Here is a 16,669-nt window from a genome sequence, read left to right as displayed (position 1 = left end):
CTCAACAGACGAAAAAATGAAAATCGCAGTTCTCCCGGGTGACGGCATCGGCACCGAAATCGTGGCGGAAGCCGTCAAGGTGCTCGACGTGCTCGACCTGAAGTTCGAGATGGAATCGGCACTCGTCGGTGGCGCCGCCTACGAGGCCCACGGCCACCCGCTGCCCGAATCGACCCTCAAGCTCGCCAAGGAGTCGGACGCCGTGCTGTTCGGTGCGGTCGGCGACTGGAAATACGACAAGCTCGACCGTCCGCTGCGGCCCGAGCAGGCCATCCTGGGGCTGCGCAAGAACCTGGGCCTGTTCGCCAACTTCCGCCCGGCCATCTGCTACGAGCAGCTGGTGGACGCATCGAGCCTGAAGCCCGAGCTGATCGCGGGCCTGGACATCCTCATCATCCGCGAACTGACCGGCGACATCTACTTCGGCCAGCCGCGCGGACGGCGCACCGCGGCCGACGGGCACTTCCCGGGCGCCGAGGAGGCCTACGACACGATGCGTTACTCGCGCCCCGAGATCGAACGCATCGCCCGCGTGGCCTTCGAGGCTGCACGCAAGCGCAGCAAGCGCGTGACCAGCGTGGACAAGGCCAACGTGCTCGAGACCTTCCAGTTCTGGAAGGACGTCGTGACCGAGGTGCACAAGGACTATCCGGACGTCGAGCTCGACCACATGTACGTCGACAACGCGGCCATGCAGCTCGTCAAGGCACCGAAGAAGTTCGACGTGGTGGTCACCGGCAACATGTTCGGCGACATCCTCTCCGACGAGGCCGCGATGCTCACCGGCTCCATCGGCATGCTGCCCTCGGCGTCGCTCAATTCGAGCAACCAGGGCCTGTACGAGCCCAGCCACGGCAGTGCACCCGACATTGCTGGCAAAGGGGTTGCCAATCCTTTGGCTACAATCCTGTCCGCTGCCATGATGCTCCGCTTCTCACTCAACCAACCCGAGGCTGCCGACCGTATCGAGTCGGCGGTGAAGCACGTGCTGGCCTCCGGCCTGCGCACGGGCGACATCTGGTCGGAAGGCACGAAGCGCGTCGGCACCCGCGAAATGGGCGACGCGGTCGTTGCAGCAATCACCAAAAAGACGATTACCGGCTAACCGCAGCCCGCTTCGTCACGCCCCTCCCCGGCTCGACGAGTCGGGGGCAAAAAAAGACAACTTTCTTTTTTCATAAGGGCAAACTGAAATGGCGAACGCATCTCAACCTCTGGTCGGCCTCGTAGGCTGGCGTGGCATGGTCGGCTCGGTCCTGATGGACCGCATGCAGGCTGAAGGCGACTTCGGTCTCATCGAACCGATCTTCTTCTCGACTTCCAACGCCGGCGGCAAGGCCCCGGCAATGGCCAAGAACGAGACCACGCTGAAGGATGCGAACGACATCGAGGCACTGAAGAAGTGCGACATCGTCATCACCTGCCAGGGCGGCGACTACACCAGCGAGGTATTTCCCAAGCTGCGCGCCGCAGGCTGGAACGGCCACTGGATCGATGCCGCCTCCACCCTGCGCATGAAGGACGACGCGATCATCGTGCTCGACCCGGTCAACCTGCCGGTGATCGAGAACGCGCTCGCCAAGGGCGGCAAGAACTGGATCGGCGGCAACTGCACCGTGAGCTGCATGCTCATGGGCGTGGGTGCCCTCTACAAGGCCGGCCTGGTCGAGTGGATGACCAGCATGACCTACCAGGCGGCCTCGGGCGGCGGTGCCCAGCACATGCGCGAATTGCTGACCCAGTTCGGCACCCTCAACGCCGAAGTGCGCGCCCTGCTCGACGACCCGAAGTCGGCCATCCTCGAGATCGACCGCAAGGTGCTGCACAAGCAGCAGAACCTCAGCCCGGCCGAGACCGCCAACTTCGGCGCACCGCTCGGCGGCTCGCTGATTCCCTGGATCGACAAGGACCTCGGCCTGGGCAAGAGCCAGGACGATGCCGAATGGGGCATGTCGAAGGAAGAGTGGAAGGGCGGCGCCGAAACGAACAAGATCCTCGGCCAGGGCGCGGGCTTCGGCACCGCTGCAACGCCCGTCGACGGCTTCTGCGTGCGCATCGGCGCCATGCGCTGCCATAGCCAGGCCCTGACGTTCAAGCTCAAGAAGAACGTGCCGCTGGCCGACATCGAGGCATTGATCGCTGCGGACAACCCCTGGGCGAAGGTCGTGCCGAACACGCGCGAAGCCACAGTGAAGGATCTGACGCCGGTGGCCGTGACGGGCACCATGAACATCCCGGTCGGCCGCATCCGCAAGCTCGCGATGGGCCCGGAGTACGTGGGCGCCTTTACGATCGGCGACCAACTGCTGTGGGGTGCTGCCGAACCGCTGCGCCGCATGCTGCGTATCCTGCTCGAGGCCTGATGCGGGCAGCTCAGGGCCTTTTGAAACAAGAATTGTTGCCGTATGGCAACAGTAGATGTGTTCGTAAGTATGCGCGCACTGGGTAGAACAAGCGCATTGCCTTGTCAGTGCCCAGTGATGATGCTAACGTCCTCTTACAAATTCTGGGCCTGAGCCGCCCCTATCAGCATGACAAGACATCTGTTGCCTGCGGCCAGCCCATCGGCCGCTCGCCCGCTTCTGCCGACCAACGGCTGGCGCCTCTCCATTCTTGGCGCGGCGGCAGCCGTGGCCATGGGCATCGCCAGCACAGACGCCAGTGCTTTCGCGCTGGGTCAGCTGAAGGTGCAGTCGGCGCTGGGCGAGCCCCTGCGCGCCGAGATCGACGTGACCGAAATGGCCGCCAACGAAGCGGAAGGTCTGAAGATCAACATCGCGACCGCCGAGGCGTTCAAGAACGCCGGCGTTCCTTACAACTCCGCGCTCAGCGACGTCAAGGCAACGCTGCAGCGTCGCGCCGGTGGCCAGTACGTCGTGCGCCTGAGTGGCAACCGCCCGCTGAACGACCCGTTCATCGACCTGTTGCTCGAAGCCAACGGATCGTCGGGCCGCATCGTGCGCGACTACACCGTGCTGCTCGATCCGCCGACCACGCGCCAGGCCGCTGCAAGTGCGGCCGCCGCACAGGTCGCGCCCCAGATCGCAACACCGACCGAGCGCGCCGCCCCGGCCGCACGCGCGCGCCGTGAACGTGCTGTGCCTCCTCCTGTCGTCGCGGAAGCACCCGCAGCAAGGGCTGCGGCGCCTTCGCCGTCTCCAGCAACGCCCGTTGCACCGGCAGCACCGGCCCGCGCCAGCGGCGGTGGTGGCGAGCAAGTGACGGTGCAGCGCGGCGACACCGCCAGCAAGATTGCCGGCGCCCACAAACCAGCCGACGTCTCGCTCGATCAGATGCTGGTTGCGCTGCTCCTTGCCAACCCCGACGCATTCGTTGGCGGCAACGTCAACCGCATGCGCGCCGGCGCCGTCCTCGACCTCCCGAGCGCTGCCGAAGCATCCGCAGTGCCGCCCGCTGAAGCGCGCCGCACCGTCACGGCGCAGAGCCGCGATTTCGGCAGCTATCGCCAGCGCCTGGCCGAGAACGCGCCAACCTCGAACGTGGCCGCCGCCAGCCGCAACGCGTCGGGCAAGCTGCAGGCCAATGTCGAGGACCGCAACGCAGCGGCCAGCGCACCCGACAAGCTCACCATCTCGCAAGGCAACGCGTCCGCCCGTGCCGCCGACGAAAAGGTCGCGCAGGCGCGCCAGGCGCAGGACAGCAGCAACCGGGTCGCGGAGCTGTCGAAGAACATCAGCGAGCTGAACAAGCTCAAGGCCGGTACCGGTTCGGCGGCGCCTGCCGCCGCCGCACCGACGCCATCGGCCCCATCCGCGCCGGGCATCCCCGTCCCGGTGCCGGGCAGCAGCGCAACCACGACGCCCGCTGCCGCGAGCCCCGCGGCCGCAGCACCCACGCCAGCTCCGGCGGCTCCCGCACCGGTCGCTGCAGCAACGCCGGCTGCGCCCGAACCTGTCGCAGCTCCTGCACCTGCACCAGCACCTGCGGCCGTCGAGGCACCTGCTGCCGCCGCGTCGGCACCGGTTGCCGGCACAACCGAAGCCAGCGCTGCCGCAACGCCCGCAGCCGCCGCAAGCGCCGCGGTGGCCGCGCCTGCAGCAGCACCGAAGCCCGCCCCGAAGAAGGTCGTGGCACCGCCGCCCCCGCCGGAACCCACCTTCCTCGAGGAACTGCTCGACAACCCCCTGATGCTCGCCGGCGGCGCGCTGATCGCCCTGCTGATCGGCTTCCTGCTGTACCGCGTGCTGGGCCGCCGTCGCGAGGAAATGAGCGAGAGCGTGTTCCTCGAGAGCCGCATCCCCAAGGACTCGTTCTTCGGCGCCAGCGGCGGCGAATCGGTCGACACCAAGAACCGCGGCGACTCCACCGTTTCGTCGCTGTCTTACTCGCCGAGCCAGCTCGATGCGGGCGATGTCGACCCCGTGGCCGAAGCCGACGTTTATCTGGCCTACGGCCGCGACCTGCAGGCCGAGGAAATCCTGCGCGAAGCGCTGCGCCTGAACCCGGACCGCACCGCCATCCACCTGAAGCTGCTCGAAATCCACGCCAAGCGTCGCGACGTGCGCGCTTACGAAAGCCTGGCCACCGAAGTGCACAAGCTGACGGGCGGCCTGGGTTCGGACTGGAACCGCGTGGTCGACATGGGCAAGGACCTCGATCCCGGCAACCCGCTGTACGAATCGGGCACGTCGCGCAGCGGCAACGCGAGCGCCGCCGAGACGGCTGCCTTCGCCGGCGCACTGGCCTCCGCCGCCAAGCCTGCGGCTGCTCCGGCCGCAGCAGCGCCGGTCGTTGCCGCCCCCCCACCGGCCTTCGTACCGTCGGTCGCGCCGCTGGACTTCGATCTCGACCTGAGCACGCCGCCGGCGCCCGCTCCGGCACCTGCACCCGCACCGGTCCAGAACCACGCACCGGTCGGCGCCAGCCTGCCGAAGTCGGCCTATGCCCCGGCGCCCACCACAGCGCGCCCTGCAGCACCGCTGTCGAACGGCCACGCTGCGACGCCCGTCGATCTCGAGAACGATTTCGACACCGCACCCGGCGCGCTGACGCCCAACACCCTGCCCGGCACGCTGGCGGACGTCGACAACACCCGCCCCGCCATGCTGCGCAACGCGCTGCCGGCCGATTCGGGCTTCATCGAGTTCGACATGAGCGCGCTGGCCGGCCTGCCGGCAACGCCGCCGCCTTCTGCACGCTCGGGTGAAACCACCCGCCCCTCGCCGATCTCCAACTCGGACGACAACGGTGACGACAGCCCGCACGCCGTCAAGCTCTCGCTCGCGCGTGAACTGCAGGCCATTGGCGATGTCGAGGGCGCCCGGTCGCTGGTCGAGGAAGTCGAAGCCGAAAGCGCCGGCGACCTCAAGTCGCAGGCTCGCCAACTGCTCGCCGAGCTGCGTTGAGCCGTTGACCCTTTTGTTCCTGACTCCGTGAGGCGGGCGTCTTGAGGCTGGCGCTTGGCATCCGCTACAACGGCCAGGCGTACGAGGGCTGGCAGAGCCAGCGCTCGGGCCGCACGGTTCAGGACAAGCTCGAAGCGGCACTTTCGAAGTTCGCAGCGCAGCCCATCGGCACGCTGTGCGCCGGCCGAACCGATGCGGGCGTCCACGCGCTGATGCAGGTGGTGCATTTCGACACTTCCGTCGAGCGCGAGCCCTTCTCCTGGATGCGCGGCACCAACCGCTTCCTGCCCGACGACATCGCCGTGCAGTGGGCTCACCCGGTGCCCGACGAGTTCCATTGCCGCGCCAGCGCACTGGCCCGCCGCTACGTCTACGTGCTGTCCCAGTCTCCGGTCCGGCCCAGCCTCGATTCGGGCCGGGTCGGCTGGTCGATGCATGCGCTCGATGGCGATGCAATGCGCGCCGCGGCGGCATTGCTCATCGGCCGGCACGATTTCAGCTCCTTCCGCGCCTCCGCCTGCCAGGCGCGCTCGCCAGTCAAGAACCTGCGCCGCATTGAGATCACGCGCGTCGGAGACGGCGAACGCTGCCGCTGGCATTTCGAGTTCGAGGCCGACGCCTTCCTGCACCACATGATCCGCAACCTCATGGGTTGCCTGGTGCGCATCGGCCGAGGCGACGAGCGCGTCGAATGGATTTCCGAAGTGCTCGAGGCGCGCAGCCGCAAGGTGGCGGCGCCCACCTTCTCTGCGGACGGGCTTTACTTCATGGGGCCCTTGTACGATGCCCAGTGGGGTCTGCCGGCCGAGGCCACGCTGCAGGCTGGCGGGGCGCCGTATGATGGCCCGCCATGACCGCGCCGCTCGTTCCCCGCACCCGCATCAAGATCTGCGGCCTGACGCGTGAGGCCGATGTCGATGCGGCCGTCGAAGCCGGTGCCGATGCCATCGGCTTCGTGCTCTACGCGAAGAGCCCCCGCTCGGTGACACCGCAGCGCGCTGCCGAACTGGCCGCCCGCCTGCCGCCATTCGTCACGCCCGTGCTTCTGTTCGTGAACGAGGAAGCTCCCAAAGTCATGGCAAGCCTCACACGCGTGGCAGGCGCCATTGCCCAATTCCATGGCGACGAGTCTCCGGCGCAGTGCCAGGAATCGGCCGGGGCCGGCCGCTTCCGCTACATGCGCGCGGCCCGGATTCCGCTGGGGGATGCCGCGACCGGCTTCGACCTCGTAAAATACGCGTCCGATTACTCCCACGCCCAGGCCATCCTGCTCGACGCCCATGTCGAAGGTTATGGCGGTGGCGGCAAGGCATTCGATTGGTCACTTCTTCCACCCGCCGTCGACGCTCACCTCGTCTTGAGTGGTGGGCTCACACCTGCAAACGTGAGCGATGGCATTCGCATCCTGCGGACGCGCTGCAAGACGCTGTCCGTTGATGTGAGCTCGGGCGTCGAAGTCGACGGTCCCGGGAACAAGGGCCTCAAGGACGCCGGAAAGATCCGGCAATTCGTCGCCGCCGTCCGGGCAGCCGACGCGTCCTTCTCCAGTTAGCCGCCGCAGCCGATCGTTTTCGGGCTGCGGCCCATCGATCGGAAACCATGCAAAGCAATTACCAGCAACCCGACGCCACTGGCCACTTCGGCAACTACGGCGGCACCTTCGCGAGCGAGACGCTCACCCACGCGATCAACGAACTGCGCGACGCGTATGCGAAGTTCAAGGACGATCCGGCCTTCCTCACCGAGTTCCACTACGAGCTGAAGCACTTCGTCGGCCGGCCCTCGCCGATCTACCACGCCGCGCGCACCAGCCGCGAGATGGGCGGCGCGCAGATCTACCTCAAGCGCGAGGACCTGAACCACACCGGCGCCCACAAGATCAACAACGTGATCGGTCAGGCGATGCTCGCGCGGCGCATGGGCAAGCCCCGCGTCATCGCCGAGACCGGCGCGGGCCAGCACGGCGTGGCCACCGCGACGATTTGCGCGCGCTACGGCCTCGAGTGCGTGGTCTACATGGGCAGCCAGGACGTGAAGCGCCAGAGCCCGAACGTCTACCGCATGAACCTGCTCGGCGCCACCGTAGTGCCGGTCGAGTCGGGCAGCAAGACGCTGAAGGACGCGCTCAACGAGGCGATGCGCGACTGGGTCACGAACGTGGAAAACACCTTCTACATCATCGGTACCGTGGCCGGCCCGCACCCTTACCCGACCATGGTGCGCGACTTCCAGAGCGTGATCGGCACCGAATGCATCGAGCAGATGCCGGCCATGCTCGCGGCCGACGGCATCACCGGCGAAGCCGAAGGCAGGCAGCCCGACGTGGTGATCGCCTGCGTGGGCGGCGGCAGCAATGCCATGGGCATCTTCCACCCCTACATCCCGTTCGCGGGCACGCGCCTCATCGGCGTGGAAGCCGCGGGCGAGGGCCTCGACAGCGGCAAGCATTCGGCTTCCATCCTGCGCGGCAGCCCCGGCGTGCTGCACGGCAACCGCACCTACCTGCTGCAGAACGAGGACGGCCAGATCACCGAGACGCACAGCGTCAGTGCCGGCCTCGACTACCCCGGCGTGGGCCCTGAGCATGCGTACCTGGCCGACATCGGCCGCGCCGAATACGTCGGCATCACCGACACCGAGGCGCTCGAAGCCTTCCACTACCTGTGCCGCACCGAGGGCATCATCCCGGCGCTCGAATCCAGCCACGCCGTGGCCCATGCCATGAAGCTCGCCAAGACCATGCGCCCCGACCAGTCCATCCTGGTGAATCTCTCGGGCCGTGGCGACAAGGACATCGGCACCGTGGCCGACCTGTCGGGCGTCGATTTCTACGACAGGCCCTCGATGCGCGGCCTGAGCGTGAAGGGAGGCAAGTGATGAGCCGCATTGCAAATACCTTCGCCGCGCTGCAAGAAGACGGCCGCCGCGCCCTCATTCCGTACGTCACCGCGGGCTTTCCCTTCGCCGACATCACGCCCGAGCTGATGCACGGCATGGTCGAGGCCGGGGCCGACGTGATCGAGCTCGGCGTGCCCTTCTCCGACCCGATGGCCGACGGCCCGGTGATCCAGAAGGCCGGAGAGGCCGCGCTGGCGCTCGGCATCGGCATGAAGCAGGTGCTGGCCATCGTGGCGGCCTTCCGCCAGAAGGACACGACCACGCCCGTCGTGCTGATGGGCTACGCCAACCCGGTCGAGCGCTATGACCTGGTCCATGGCAGCAAAGCCTTCATCCGCGACGCATCGGCGGCCGGCGTCGACGGCCTGCTGGTGGTCGACTACCCGCCCGAGGAATGCGAGGCCTTCGCCGCGGAGCTGAAGGCCGCGAACATCGACCTGATCTTCCTGCTGGCGCCCACGAGCACCGACGAGCGCATGGCGCAGGTTGCGCGCATCGCCAGCGGCTATGTGTACTACGTGTCGCTGAAGGGCGTGACCGGCGCCGGGCATCTCGACACCGAGGCGGTCGGCCAGATGATCCCGCGCATCCGCCAGCACGTGAGCATCCCGGTCGGCGTGGGCTTCGGCATTCGCGACGCACGCACCGCACAGGCGGTCGGCTCGGCGGCCGATGCGGTCGTGATCGGCACGAAGATCATCCAGCTCATCGAAGACCAGCCGCGCGAAAAGGTGGTGCCCGCGGTGCACGAATTCCTCGCCGGCATTCGGGAGGCGCTCGACGCCCTGCCGGCCGCTACCCCCAAGAACGCGGCTGGCCGATAATCGCGGCTGCCCTCACCCAACCCCCTGCGGCAATGCGGCAGGGGGAGCTAATCCGGAGTCCTATGAGCTGGCTTGAAAAACTGCTACCCGCCAAGATCGCACAAACCGACCCGTCGGAGCGCCGCCAGGTGCCCGAGGGCCTGTGGATCAAGTGCCCCGCCTGCGAGACCGTGCTCTACAAGACCGATCTCGAACACAACCAGAATGTCTGCCCGAGCTGCAGCCATCACCACCGCATCGGCGCCCGCGCGCGGCTCGATGCGTTCCTCGACGCCGAAGGCCGCTACGAAGTCGGCCAGGAAGTGCTGCCGGTCGACGCCCTGAAGTTCAAGGACAGCCGCAAGTACCCCGAGCGCCTGAAGGAAGCCCTGGAAAACACCGGCGAGACGGACGCCCTGGTCGTCATGGGCGGCTCGGTCCACAGCATCAGCGTAGTCGTGGCCTGCTTCGAGTTCGAATTCATGGGCGGCAGCATGGGCAGCGTGGTCGGCGAGCGCTTCGTGCGCGGCGTCGAAACCGCCATCGAGCAGAAGGTGCCGTTCATCTGCTTCACCGCCACCGGCGGCGCGCGCATGCAGGAAGGCCTGCTTTCGCTGATGCAGATGGCCAAGACGAATTCCGCACTCACGCTGCTGGCGAAGAAGGGCCTGCCCTACATCAGCGTGCTGACCGACCCGACCATGGGCGGCGTGTCGGCCGGTTTCGCCTTCGTGGGCGACGTCGTGATCGCGGAACCCAAGGCGCTGATCGGCTTCGCCGGCCCGCGCGTGATCGAATCGACCGTGCGCGTGACGCTGCCCGAAGGCTTCCAGCGTGCCGAGTTCCTGCAGACCAAGGGCGCGATCGACTTCATCAGCGACCGCCGCGAACTGCGCAAGACGATCGCCAGCACCCTGGCCATGCTGCTGCGCCAGCCAGCCGACGCGGTCAGCTGACCGGAGCGCTCAGGCGCAATCCATGCAAAAGGGCCCGGATGCATGCATCCGGGCCCTTTTTTCGCAGGTGTCCCGGTTCGCTCAGAACGTCAGTTGATAGGCGAACACCAGCAGGTTGCCCAGCACGATCGCGATCACCTGCAGCACGACGATGGCGGCCAGCGGCGACAGGTCGACCCCGCCGATCAGCGGGATGAAGCGGCGAAACGGGCGCACCAGCGGATCGGCGAGGCGCGAGATCAGGTCGAGCAGCATCGGCGATGCGCCCGGAATCCATGACAGCACCGCGTAGACCACCAGCAGCGCGGTCAGCCCCGAGACGGCCAACTGCATCAGACCGACCAGCGACACCAGCGGCAGGGTCACGATGTGGCCGAGGTTGCCGACCAGCAGCCACAGCAGCAGGAACTTCAGCATCACGAGCAGCCAGGCGGCGATCAGGCTTGCGAGGTCCCAGCGCTTCACCGACGGCACGATGCGGCGCAGCGGCAGCACGATCCAGTCGGTGATGGCAAACACGAAGCGACCGAGCGGATTGCCGAACGGCACGCGGTGGTACTGCATGTAGAGGCGCAGCAGGCAGGCGCCGCCGAGCAGACCGACGATCACGTCGAGAAGGAACGAAGGTATCTGGTACAACATGTCGGTGGAAGGAAAGGTGCGGCTGCACGACTGCTCCGATTCTGGCCCACAAGCGCCCAGGCCCGATCCCCTCTGCCCTACGAAACACCATGCCTTTGCCGAGCGTCGCACTGCCCGCCTGCAACCACGGCGTCCCCTTCCACGACGACACGACCAACGGGCGCGGCGTGCGGCGCGCCCGGCATGCGACCTCGCTGGCCCCGATCTTCAACTCCCACTGACGCCGGCCTACCGGCCGAGTCCCTTCACGTGTCCATTCCACTCTTCCCGCTCGGAACGGTTCTGTATCCCGCCGGCCTGCTTCCGCTTCGCATCTTCGAGGTGCGCTACCTGGACATGATCGGCAAGTGCCGCAAGGCCGACCTGCCCTTCGGCGTCGTGAGCCTCACCAGCGGCAGCGAAGTGCGCAAAGCCGGCGCCGACGCCGAGAGCTTTGCGGCCGTCGGCACGCTGGCTTCCATCCGCGAGTTCGAATCGCCGCAGAGCGGCCTGCTGCAGATCGAGTGCGTGGGCACGCAGCGCTTTCGCATCCGCAGTGCCGAACTGCAGAAGCATGGACTGTGGATCGCCGAGGTGGACCCCGTGGCCGACGACGTCGCTCTCGAGATCCCCGACGACCTGAAACACACCGCCACCGCGCTGCAGCGCCTGATCGACACGCTCGAAGAGCGCCGCCGTGCCCAGGGCGAGACCGTGCGCCTGCCCATCGCCGAGCCCTATCGACTCGACGACTGCGGCTGGGTGGCCAACCGATGGTGCGAACTGGTGCCGATGCAACTGGAGCTGCGCCAGCGCCTGATGGAGCTCGACAGCCCGCTGATGCGCCTCGAACTGGTCAGCGATCTGCTCGCACGCACGGGCATCACTGAATAAGTTGCTACTTTATTCATAGCGCATCGCGCAGGATTGACGGGCGCTGGGGCCTGCTTTTCTCCCGACCCGATGGGCTAAAATGCCAGCCCCGCGCACGCTCCCGGATGCGCAACACCCGCCTCCCATGTCCGATCACCTGACTCCTCCCATCCCCACGCCCGCTGCGGCACCGGCTGCCACCACGACCGCTGCCGACGACAACAAGCTCATCGCCGAACGCCGCGAGAAGCTCAAGCTGCTGCGCAACGCGCAAGCCGAGGGCAAAGGCGTTGCATTCCCCAACGACTTCAAGCCCGGCCACCGTGCAGCGGCACTGACCGAGGCACACGGCGCCACCGAGGCCGAGGCGCTCGAGGCGCAAGCCGTCGCCGTGAGCGTGGCCGGGCGGATGATGCTCAAGCGGGTGATGGGCAAAGCCAGCTTCGCGACCTTGCAGGACGCCACCAGCCGCATCCAGCTCTACGTGACGCGCGACGCGGTCGGCGAAGACGCGTACGCCGAATTCAAGCGCTGGGACCTTGGCGACATCCTTGGTGCGGAAGGCACGCTGATGAAGACCAAGACCGGCGAGCTGTCGATCAAGGTGACGAAGCTGCGCCTGCTCACGAAGAGCCTGCGCCCGTTGCCCGGCGACTTCTACGGCATGGCCGACCAGGAACAGAAGTACCGCCAGCGCTATGTCGACCTGATCACCGACGAATCGGCGCGCGTGCGCTTCACCGCGCGCAGCAAGGCCGTGAGCGCGCTGCGCGAATTCATGGTGGCCAACGGCTTCCTCGAGGTCGAGACGCCGATGCTGCACCCCATTCCGGGCGGCGCCAACGCCAAGCCGTTCAAGACGCATCACAACGCGCTCGACCAGGAGATGTTCCTGCGCATCGCGCCCGAGCTGTACCTCAAGCGCCTGATCGTCGGCGGCTTCGAGCGCGTGTTCGAGATCAACCGGAGCTACCGCAACGAAGGCATCTCGGTGCGGCACAACCCCGAGTTCACGATGATGGAGTTCTACGCGGCCTACTGGAACTACCGCGACCTGATGGACTTCACCGAGACGCTGATCCGCACCATCGCCGACAAGGCCGTGGGTTCGCAGCAACTCACCTACGGCGGCAAGCCCGTCGACCTGACGCAGCCCTTCGAGCGCCTGACGATCCGCGAAGCGATCCTCAAGCACACCGACGCGGGCGACGGTGTCGACGACACCGCCTGGCTCATCGCCGCCCTGCGCAAGCTCGGCCTGAGCGAAGAGAAGGACAAGCTCTCGCAGCGCAGCCTCGCGAGCCTGCAGGTGATGTACTTCGAGGAAACCGTCGAAGAGAAGCTCTGGCAGCCGACTTTCATCATGGAACACCCGACCGAGATCTCGCCGCTGGCGCGTGCCAACGACGAGCGTCCCGAGGTCACCGAGCGCTTCGAGCTCTACATCACCGGGCGCGAATTCGGCAACGGCTTCAGCGAGCTGAACGACGCAGAGGACCAGGCCGCGCGCTTCAACGCGCAGGTCGCCGCCAAGGACAGCGGCGACGACGAAGCCATGTTCTACGACCACGACTTCGTGCGCGCGCTCGAATACGGCATGCCGCCCACCGGCGGCTGCGGCATCGGCATCGACCGTCTGATGATGCTGCTGACGGACTCGCCGAGCATCCGCGACGTGATCCTGTTCCCGGCACTGCGCAGGGAATCTTGAGCGTGTCGTCACCGTCGTCGCTGCCGACGATCGGCATCGACTTCGGCACCTCCAACTCCGCCGTGGCCTGCCGGGTCGACGGCGAGGCCCGCCTTCTGCCCATCGAAGGCGCGGCCACCACCCTGCCTACGGCGATCTTCTTCAACGCCGAAGACCGCACGACCCATTTCGGACGCGATGCCATCGGCCAGTACCTCTCGGGCACCGAAGGGCGCCTGATGCGTTCGCTGAAGAGCCTGCTCGGCAGCGCGCTGATGCAGGAAAAGACCGCCATCTACGACGGCCTCGTGAGCTTCGAGGACATCATCGCGCGCTTCCTGCGCGAACTGGCCGTGCGTGCCAGCCGTGAGCTCGGCCGGTTGCCCGAGCGCGTGGTGATCGGGCGACCCGTGCATTTCGTCGACGACGACACCAAGCGCGACGAGCGTGCCGAGGAAAGCCTGCGCGTCGCGGCGCGTGCGGCGGGCTTTCGCGAGGTCGCATTCCAGCTCGAGCCGATTGCCGCGGCCTTCGACTACGAGCAGCGCATCACCAGGGAATCGGTCGTGCTCATCGTCGACATCGGTGGCGGCACCTCCGACTTCACCGTGGTGCGCGTCGGCCCCGAGCGCGCGAAGCGCGAGGACCGCAACGACGACGTGCTGGCCACCAGCGGCGTGCACATCGGCGGCACCGACTTCGACCAGCGCCTGAACCTCGAGCGCGTGATGCCGCAGTTCGGCTTCCGCCACCACGGCCCGCAGGGGCGCGAAGTGCCGAGCAAGGTGTTCTTCGAGCTGTCGTCCTGGCACCTGATCAATTGGCTCTACGCCGCCAAGGCGGTGCGCCAGGCGAAGGACCTGCGCACCAGCTACAGCGACACGCGACTGCACGACCGGCTGATGACGGTGCTCGAGGAGCGTCACGGCCACCGCATCGCAAGCGCCGTCGAAGCGGCCAAGATCCAGGCGTCGGTCAGCGATGCAGAGACTGCCATCGACCTCGGCTGCGCCGAACGCGGCCTGGCGGCCTCGCTCACGCCGGCCGACATGGCGCAGCAGCTGGCAAGCCCGCTCGAGAACGTCATCGCCTGCGCGCATGCCTGCGTCAAGCGTGCCGGCCTGCGAAGCGGCGACCTCGATGCGATCTACCTCACGGGCGGCTCGTCCGCGCTGCGGCCGTTCCAGCACGCACTGCGCAAGAGCTTCGCGGGCGTGAATTTGGTCGAAGGCGACCTGTTCGGCGGCGTGGCCACCGGGCTGGCCTGCGCGGCACGCACGGACCGCCGCACATGAAGTACCTGGCGGGCTACCCGGCAACCCTGCTGGATCAGGTCCGCCAGCTGATGGCCGAGGACAAGCTGGCCGCCCTGCTCGGCCAGCGCTATCCCGATGGCGTGCACGGCGTGCAGACCGACCGGGCGCTCTACGAGTACGTGAGCGAACTCAAGAGCGAGTTCATGCGCAAGGCCGAGCCGCTGTCCAAGGTGATGTTCGACAACAAGCTGCACGTGATCCGCAACGCGCTGGGAACGCACACCACGGTGTCGCGCGTGCAGGGCGGCAAGCTCAAGGCCAAGCGCGAAATCCGGGTGGCGAGCCTGTTCAAGGACGTGCCTCTGGACCTGCTGCGGATGATCGTCGTGCACGAACTGGCGCACATGAAGGAGCGCGAGCACGACAAGGCGTTCTACGCCCTGTGCATGCACATGGAGCCGGACTATCACCGCCTCGAGTTCGACCTCCGCCTGTACCTGGAGCACCTGAATGCGGGCGGACAGCGCCTCTGGACCGGCATGGCGAAGGCCTCTGCACCAGCCGGCGGCTGACCCTCGGACTTGCAGGCTCCTCCGTTCCAAGAGCCTGCTTCGCAACCCCGGATGCGGGATGTGCGTAGACTCGACCTGCAGCGGACTCGGTGCCCAGGCGTGGAGCAAGCCCAGCGACGCCGAGGAGCCGAAGCACAGGGGCAGAACTCAGTCCGAGAGACCCGCCCTGGCCAACACGCGACGCGCGCTGCGATACGCCGCGGCGTCGACCAGCGCAGCCCAGGAAGCGGGCGCGGCGGTGTCCGGCAGCAGGTTCCGGCGCCGCGCTTCGCTGCGTGGCGCGGGTTGCCACCGTTGCGTGCGGGCCGCGTGCGCGAAGCCGTCGAGCAGCTCGTCGAGCGGAGCGCCGTCGCCGATGCTCTGGTTGCACAGCAGCGCCAGGTCGCAACCGGCATCGAGCGCGGCCAATGCCGCGTCGGTGAAGCTCAGCAGCTGCCCGTCGATGTGGCGGCCGGCCTCCATGCTGAGGTCGTCGCTGAAGATCACGCCGTCAAAGCCGAGCTGCCGGCGCAACACCTCCTGCAGCCACTTCGAGGAAAAACCCGCCGGCCGTTTGTCGACCTTCGGATAGATCACGTGCGCCGGCATCACCGCGGTGAGCGCGCCCTCGAGCCAGTCGTACGGCCGGGCGTCGTCGCCCAGGATGGTCTTGAGGCTGCGTTTGTCGACCGGGATCTCGACGTGCGAATCGGCGTGCACGAAGCCGTGTCCGGGAAAGTGCTTGCCGCAGTTGCGCATGCCCATCTGGAGCATGCCGTGCATGACGCTCTTGGCCAGCAGCGCCACCACGCGCGGGTCGCGGTGGAAGCTGCGGCTGCCGATGACGCTGCTGCCGCCGAAATCGAGGTCGAGCACCGGTGCAAAGCTGAAATCGACGCCGCAAGCGCGCAGCTCACCCGCCAGCACCTGGCCGGCAGCCGTGGCCGCCTGGGTGGCGCGCAAGGCGTCGGTCATCCAAAGTTCGCCGAGCGAGCGCATCGACGGGAGATGGGTGAAACCATCGGTGCGGAAGCGCTGTACCCTGCCGCCCTCGTGGTCGACGCAGATCAGCAGGTCGGGCCGGATGGCCTTGATCTCGGCGTTGAGCGCGCTCATCTGCGCGCGGTCGCGCCAGTTGCGGGCGAAATGGATCACGCCGCCGACCAGCGGGTCGGCGAGGCGTCGGCGGTCTGCATCGTTCAGTTCGGTGGCCGCGACATCGATGATCAGCGGCGCATGGGGGCGAGCGGCAGGCCCGGCGGTCATGGTTTCTCCACCACCACGAAGCTCGCGGCGTATTCGGTTTCGTCGGTCACGGTCACATGGGCCGTGAGGCCCTGCGCCTCGAACCACTCCTTGAGCTCGCCGTGCAGCACGATGACGGGCTTGCCGCTGCGCAGGTTGGCGATCTCGCACAGGCGCCAGCTCATCGGCATGCGCATGCCCATGCCGATGGCCTTGCTGAAAGCCTCCTTGGCAGAGAAGCGGGTGGCGAGGTAGCTCAGCCCGCGCTTGGGCCAGCGCGCACTGCGGGCCTGCCAGACCTTGAACTCGGCGTCGCTCAGCACCTTGCGCGCAAAGCGTTCGCCCTGTCGCTCGAAGGTTGCCGCGATCCGGCGCAGGTCGCAGATGTCGGTGCCAATGCCGTAGATCAT

16 protein-coding genes are annotated in these 16,669 nt (G+C 67.2%); 13 read left to right on the top strand and 3 right to left on the bottom strand.

Features of this window, described 5'->3' with window-relative positions; all coding sequences use genetic code 11:
- The first annotated feature begins 16 nt into the window (after positions 1 to 16).
- The 8 genes from leuB to accD all read left to right on the top strand — a co-directional run bounded on the left by leuB (position 17) and on the right by accD (position 10,023).
- Complete coding sequence (gene leuB / locus AACL56_RS10225; RefSeq protein WP_339089735.1) at positions 17 to 1,105, top strand: 3-isopropylmalate dehydrogenase; 1,089 nt, start codon at positions 17 to 19, stop codon at positions 1,103 to 1,105.
- 88 nt (positions 1,106 to 1,193) lie between these two features.
- On the top strand, positions 1,194 to 2,363 hold the full coding sequence (asd, locus tag AACL56_RS10220) for an aspartate-semialdehyde dehydrogenase (RefSeq protein WP_339089734.1): 1,170 nt from the start codon (positions 1,194 to 1,196) through the stop codon (positions 2,361 to 2,363).
- A gap of 168 nt (positions 2,364 to 2,531) precedes the next feature.
- A complete protein-coding gene (locus AACL56_RS10215; protein ID WP_339089733.1) occupies positions 2,532 to 5,366 on the top strand; it encodes a FimV/HubP family polar landmark protein in 2,835 nt (944 codons plus the stop codon).
- Positions 5,367 to 5,407: 41 nt separating this feature from the next.
- The gene (truA, locus tag AACL56_RS10210; protein ID WP_339089732.1) at positions 5,408 to 6,220 is read left to right on the top strand and encodes a tRNA pseudouridine(38-40) synthase TruA; all 813 of its coding nucleotides are present in this window, start codon (positions 5,408 to 5,410) and stop codon (positions 6,218 to 6,220) included.
- Complete coding sequence (locus tag AACL56_RS10205) at positions 6,217 to 6,918, top strand: phosphoribosylanthranilate isomerase (protein ID WP_339089731.1); 702 nt, start codon at positions 6,217 to 6,219, stop codon at positions 6,916 to 6,918. Before truA ends, AACL56_RS10205 begins: the two co-directional genes overlap by 4 nt.
- A gap of 47 nt (positions 6,919 to 6,965) precedes the next feature.
- Positions 6,966 to 8,243: a tryptophan synthase subunit beta gene (trpB, locus tag AACL56_RS10200; protein ID WP_339089730.1), complete on the top strand. Its 1,278-nt coding sequence runs from the start codon at positions 6,966 to 6,968 to the stop codon at positions 8,241 to 8,243.
- Positions 8,243 to 9,088 carry a tryptophan synthase subunit alpha gene (trpA, locus tag AACL56_RS10195; protein WP_339089729.1) on the top strand — a complete coding sequence of 282 codons (846 nt, stop codon included), beginning with the start codon at positions 8,243 to 8,245 and terminating at the stop codon, positions 9,086 to 9,088. Before trpB ends, trpA begins: the two co-directional genes overlap by 1 nt.
- 62 nt (positions 9,089 to 9,150) lie before the next feature.
- Entirely contained in the window at positions 9,151 to 10,023 is an 873-nt protein-coding gene (gene accD / locus AACL56_RS10190) for an acetyl-CoA carboxylase, carboxyltransferase subunit beta (RefSeq protein ID WP_339089728.1), read from the top strand.
- Positions 10,024 to 10,104: 81 nt separating this feature from the next.
- On the opposite strand, the gene AACL56_RS10185 is transcribed toward accD, so the two are convergent.
- Positions 10,105 to 10,665: a YggT family protein gene (locus AACL56_RS10185; protein ID WP_339089727.1), complete on the bottom strand. Its 561-nt coding sequence runs from the start codon at positions 10,663 to 10,665 to the stop codon at positions 10,105 to 10,107.
- Positions 10,666 to 10,754: 89 nt separating this feature from the next.
- Here AACL56_RS10185 and AACL56_RS10180 point away from each other — a divergent pair, with 89 nt between their 5' ends.
- From AACL56_RS10180 to AACL56_RS10160, 5 genes are all read left to right on the top strand, one after another.
- Positions 10,755 to 10,886: a hypothetical protein gene (locus AACL56_RS10180; protein WP_339089726.1), complete on the top strand. Its 132-nt coding sequence runs from the start codon at positions 10,755 to 10,757 to the stop codon at positions 10,884 to 10,886.
- Positions 10,887 to 10,914: 28 nt separating this feature from the next.
- Positions 10,915 to 11,538 carry an LON peptidase substrate-binding domain-containing protein gene (locus tag AACL56_RS10175; protein WP_339089725.1) on the top strand — a complete coding sequence of 208 codons (624 nt, stop codon included), beginning with the start codon at positions 10,915 to 10,917 and terminating at the stop codon, positions 11,536 to 11,538.
- A gap of 124 nt (positions 11,539 to 11,662) precedes the next feature.
- Positions 11,663 to 13,228: a lysine--tRNA ligase gene (gene lysS, locus AACL56_RS10170; RefSeq protein WP_339089724.1), complete on the top strand. Its 1,566-nt coding sequence runs from the start codon at positions 11,663 to 11,665 to the stop codon at positions 13,226 to 13,228.
- The gene (locus AACL56_RS10165) at positions 13,225 to 14,502 is read left to right on the top strand and encodes an Hsp70 family protein (protein ID WP_425337004.1); all 1,278 of its coding nucleotides are present in this window, start codon (positions 13,225 to 13,227) and stop codon (positions 14,500 to 14,502) included. The genes lysS and AACL56_RS10165 overlap by 4 nt, the downstream gene beginning before the upstream one ends.
- The gene (locus AACL56_RS10160; protein WP_339089722.1) at positions 14,499 to 15,035 is read left to right on the top strand and encodes a M48 family metallopeptidase; all 537 of its coding nucleotides are present in this window, start codon (positions 14,499 to 14,501) and stop codon (positions 15,033 to 15,035) included. Before AACL56_RS10165 ends, AACL56_RS10160 begins: the two co-directional genes overlap by 4 nt.
- A 147-nt stretch (positions 15,036 to 15,182) precedes the next feature.
- Here the strand turns inward: AACL56_RS10160 and nagZ are convergent, their stop codons facing one another.
- Both nagZ and acpS read right to left on the bottom strand, forming a co-directional pair.
- Complete coding sequence (gene nagZ / locus AACL56_RS10155) at positions 15,183 to 16,280, bottom strand: beta-N-acetylhexosaminidase (RefSeq protein ID WP_339089721.1); 1,098 nt, start codon at positions 16,278 to 16,280, stop codon at positions 15,183 to 15,185.
- A complete protein-coding gene (acpS, locus tag AACL56_RS10150) occupies positions 16,277 to 16,669 on the bottom strand; it encodes a holo-ACP synthase (protein ID WP_339089720.1) in 393 nt (130 codons plus the stop codon). Before acpS ends, nagZ begins: the two co-directional genes overlap by 4 nt.

This window comes from Variovorax paradoxus (assembly GCF_902712855.1).
Classification (GTDB): Bacteria; Pseudomonadota; Gammaproteobacteria; order Burkholderiales; family Burkholderiaceae_C; genus Variovorax; species Variovorax paradoxus_Q.
The sequence above is the reverse complement of the archived record's forward strand: the minus strand, read 5'-3'. Positions and strand labels throughout refer to the sequence as shown.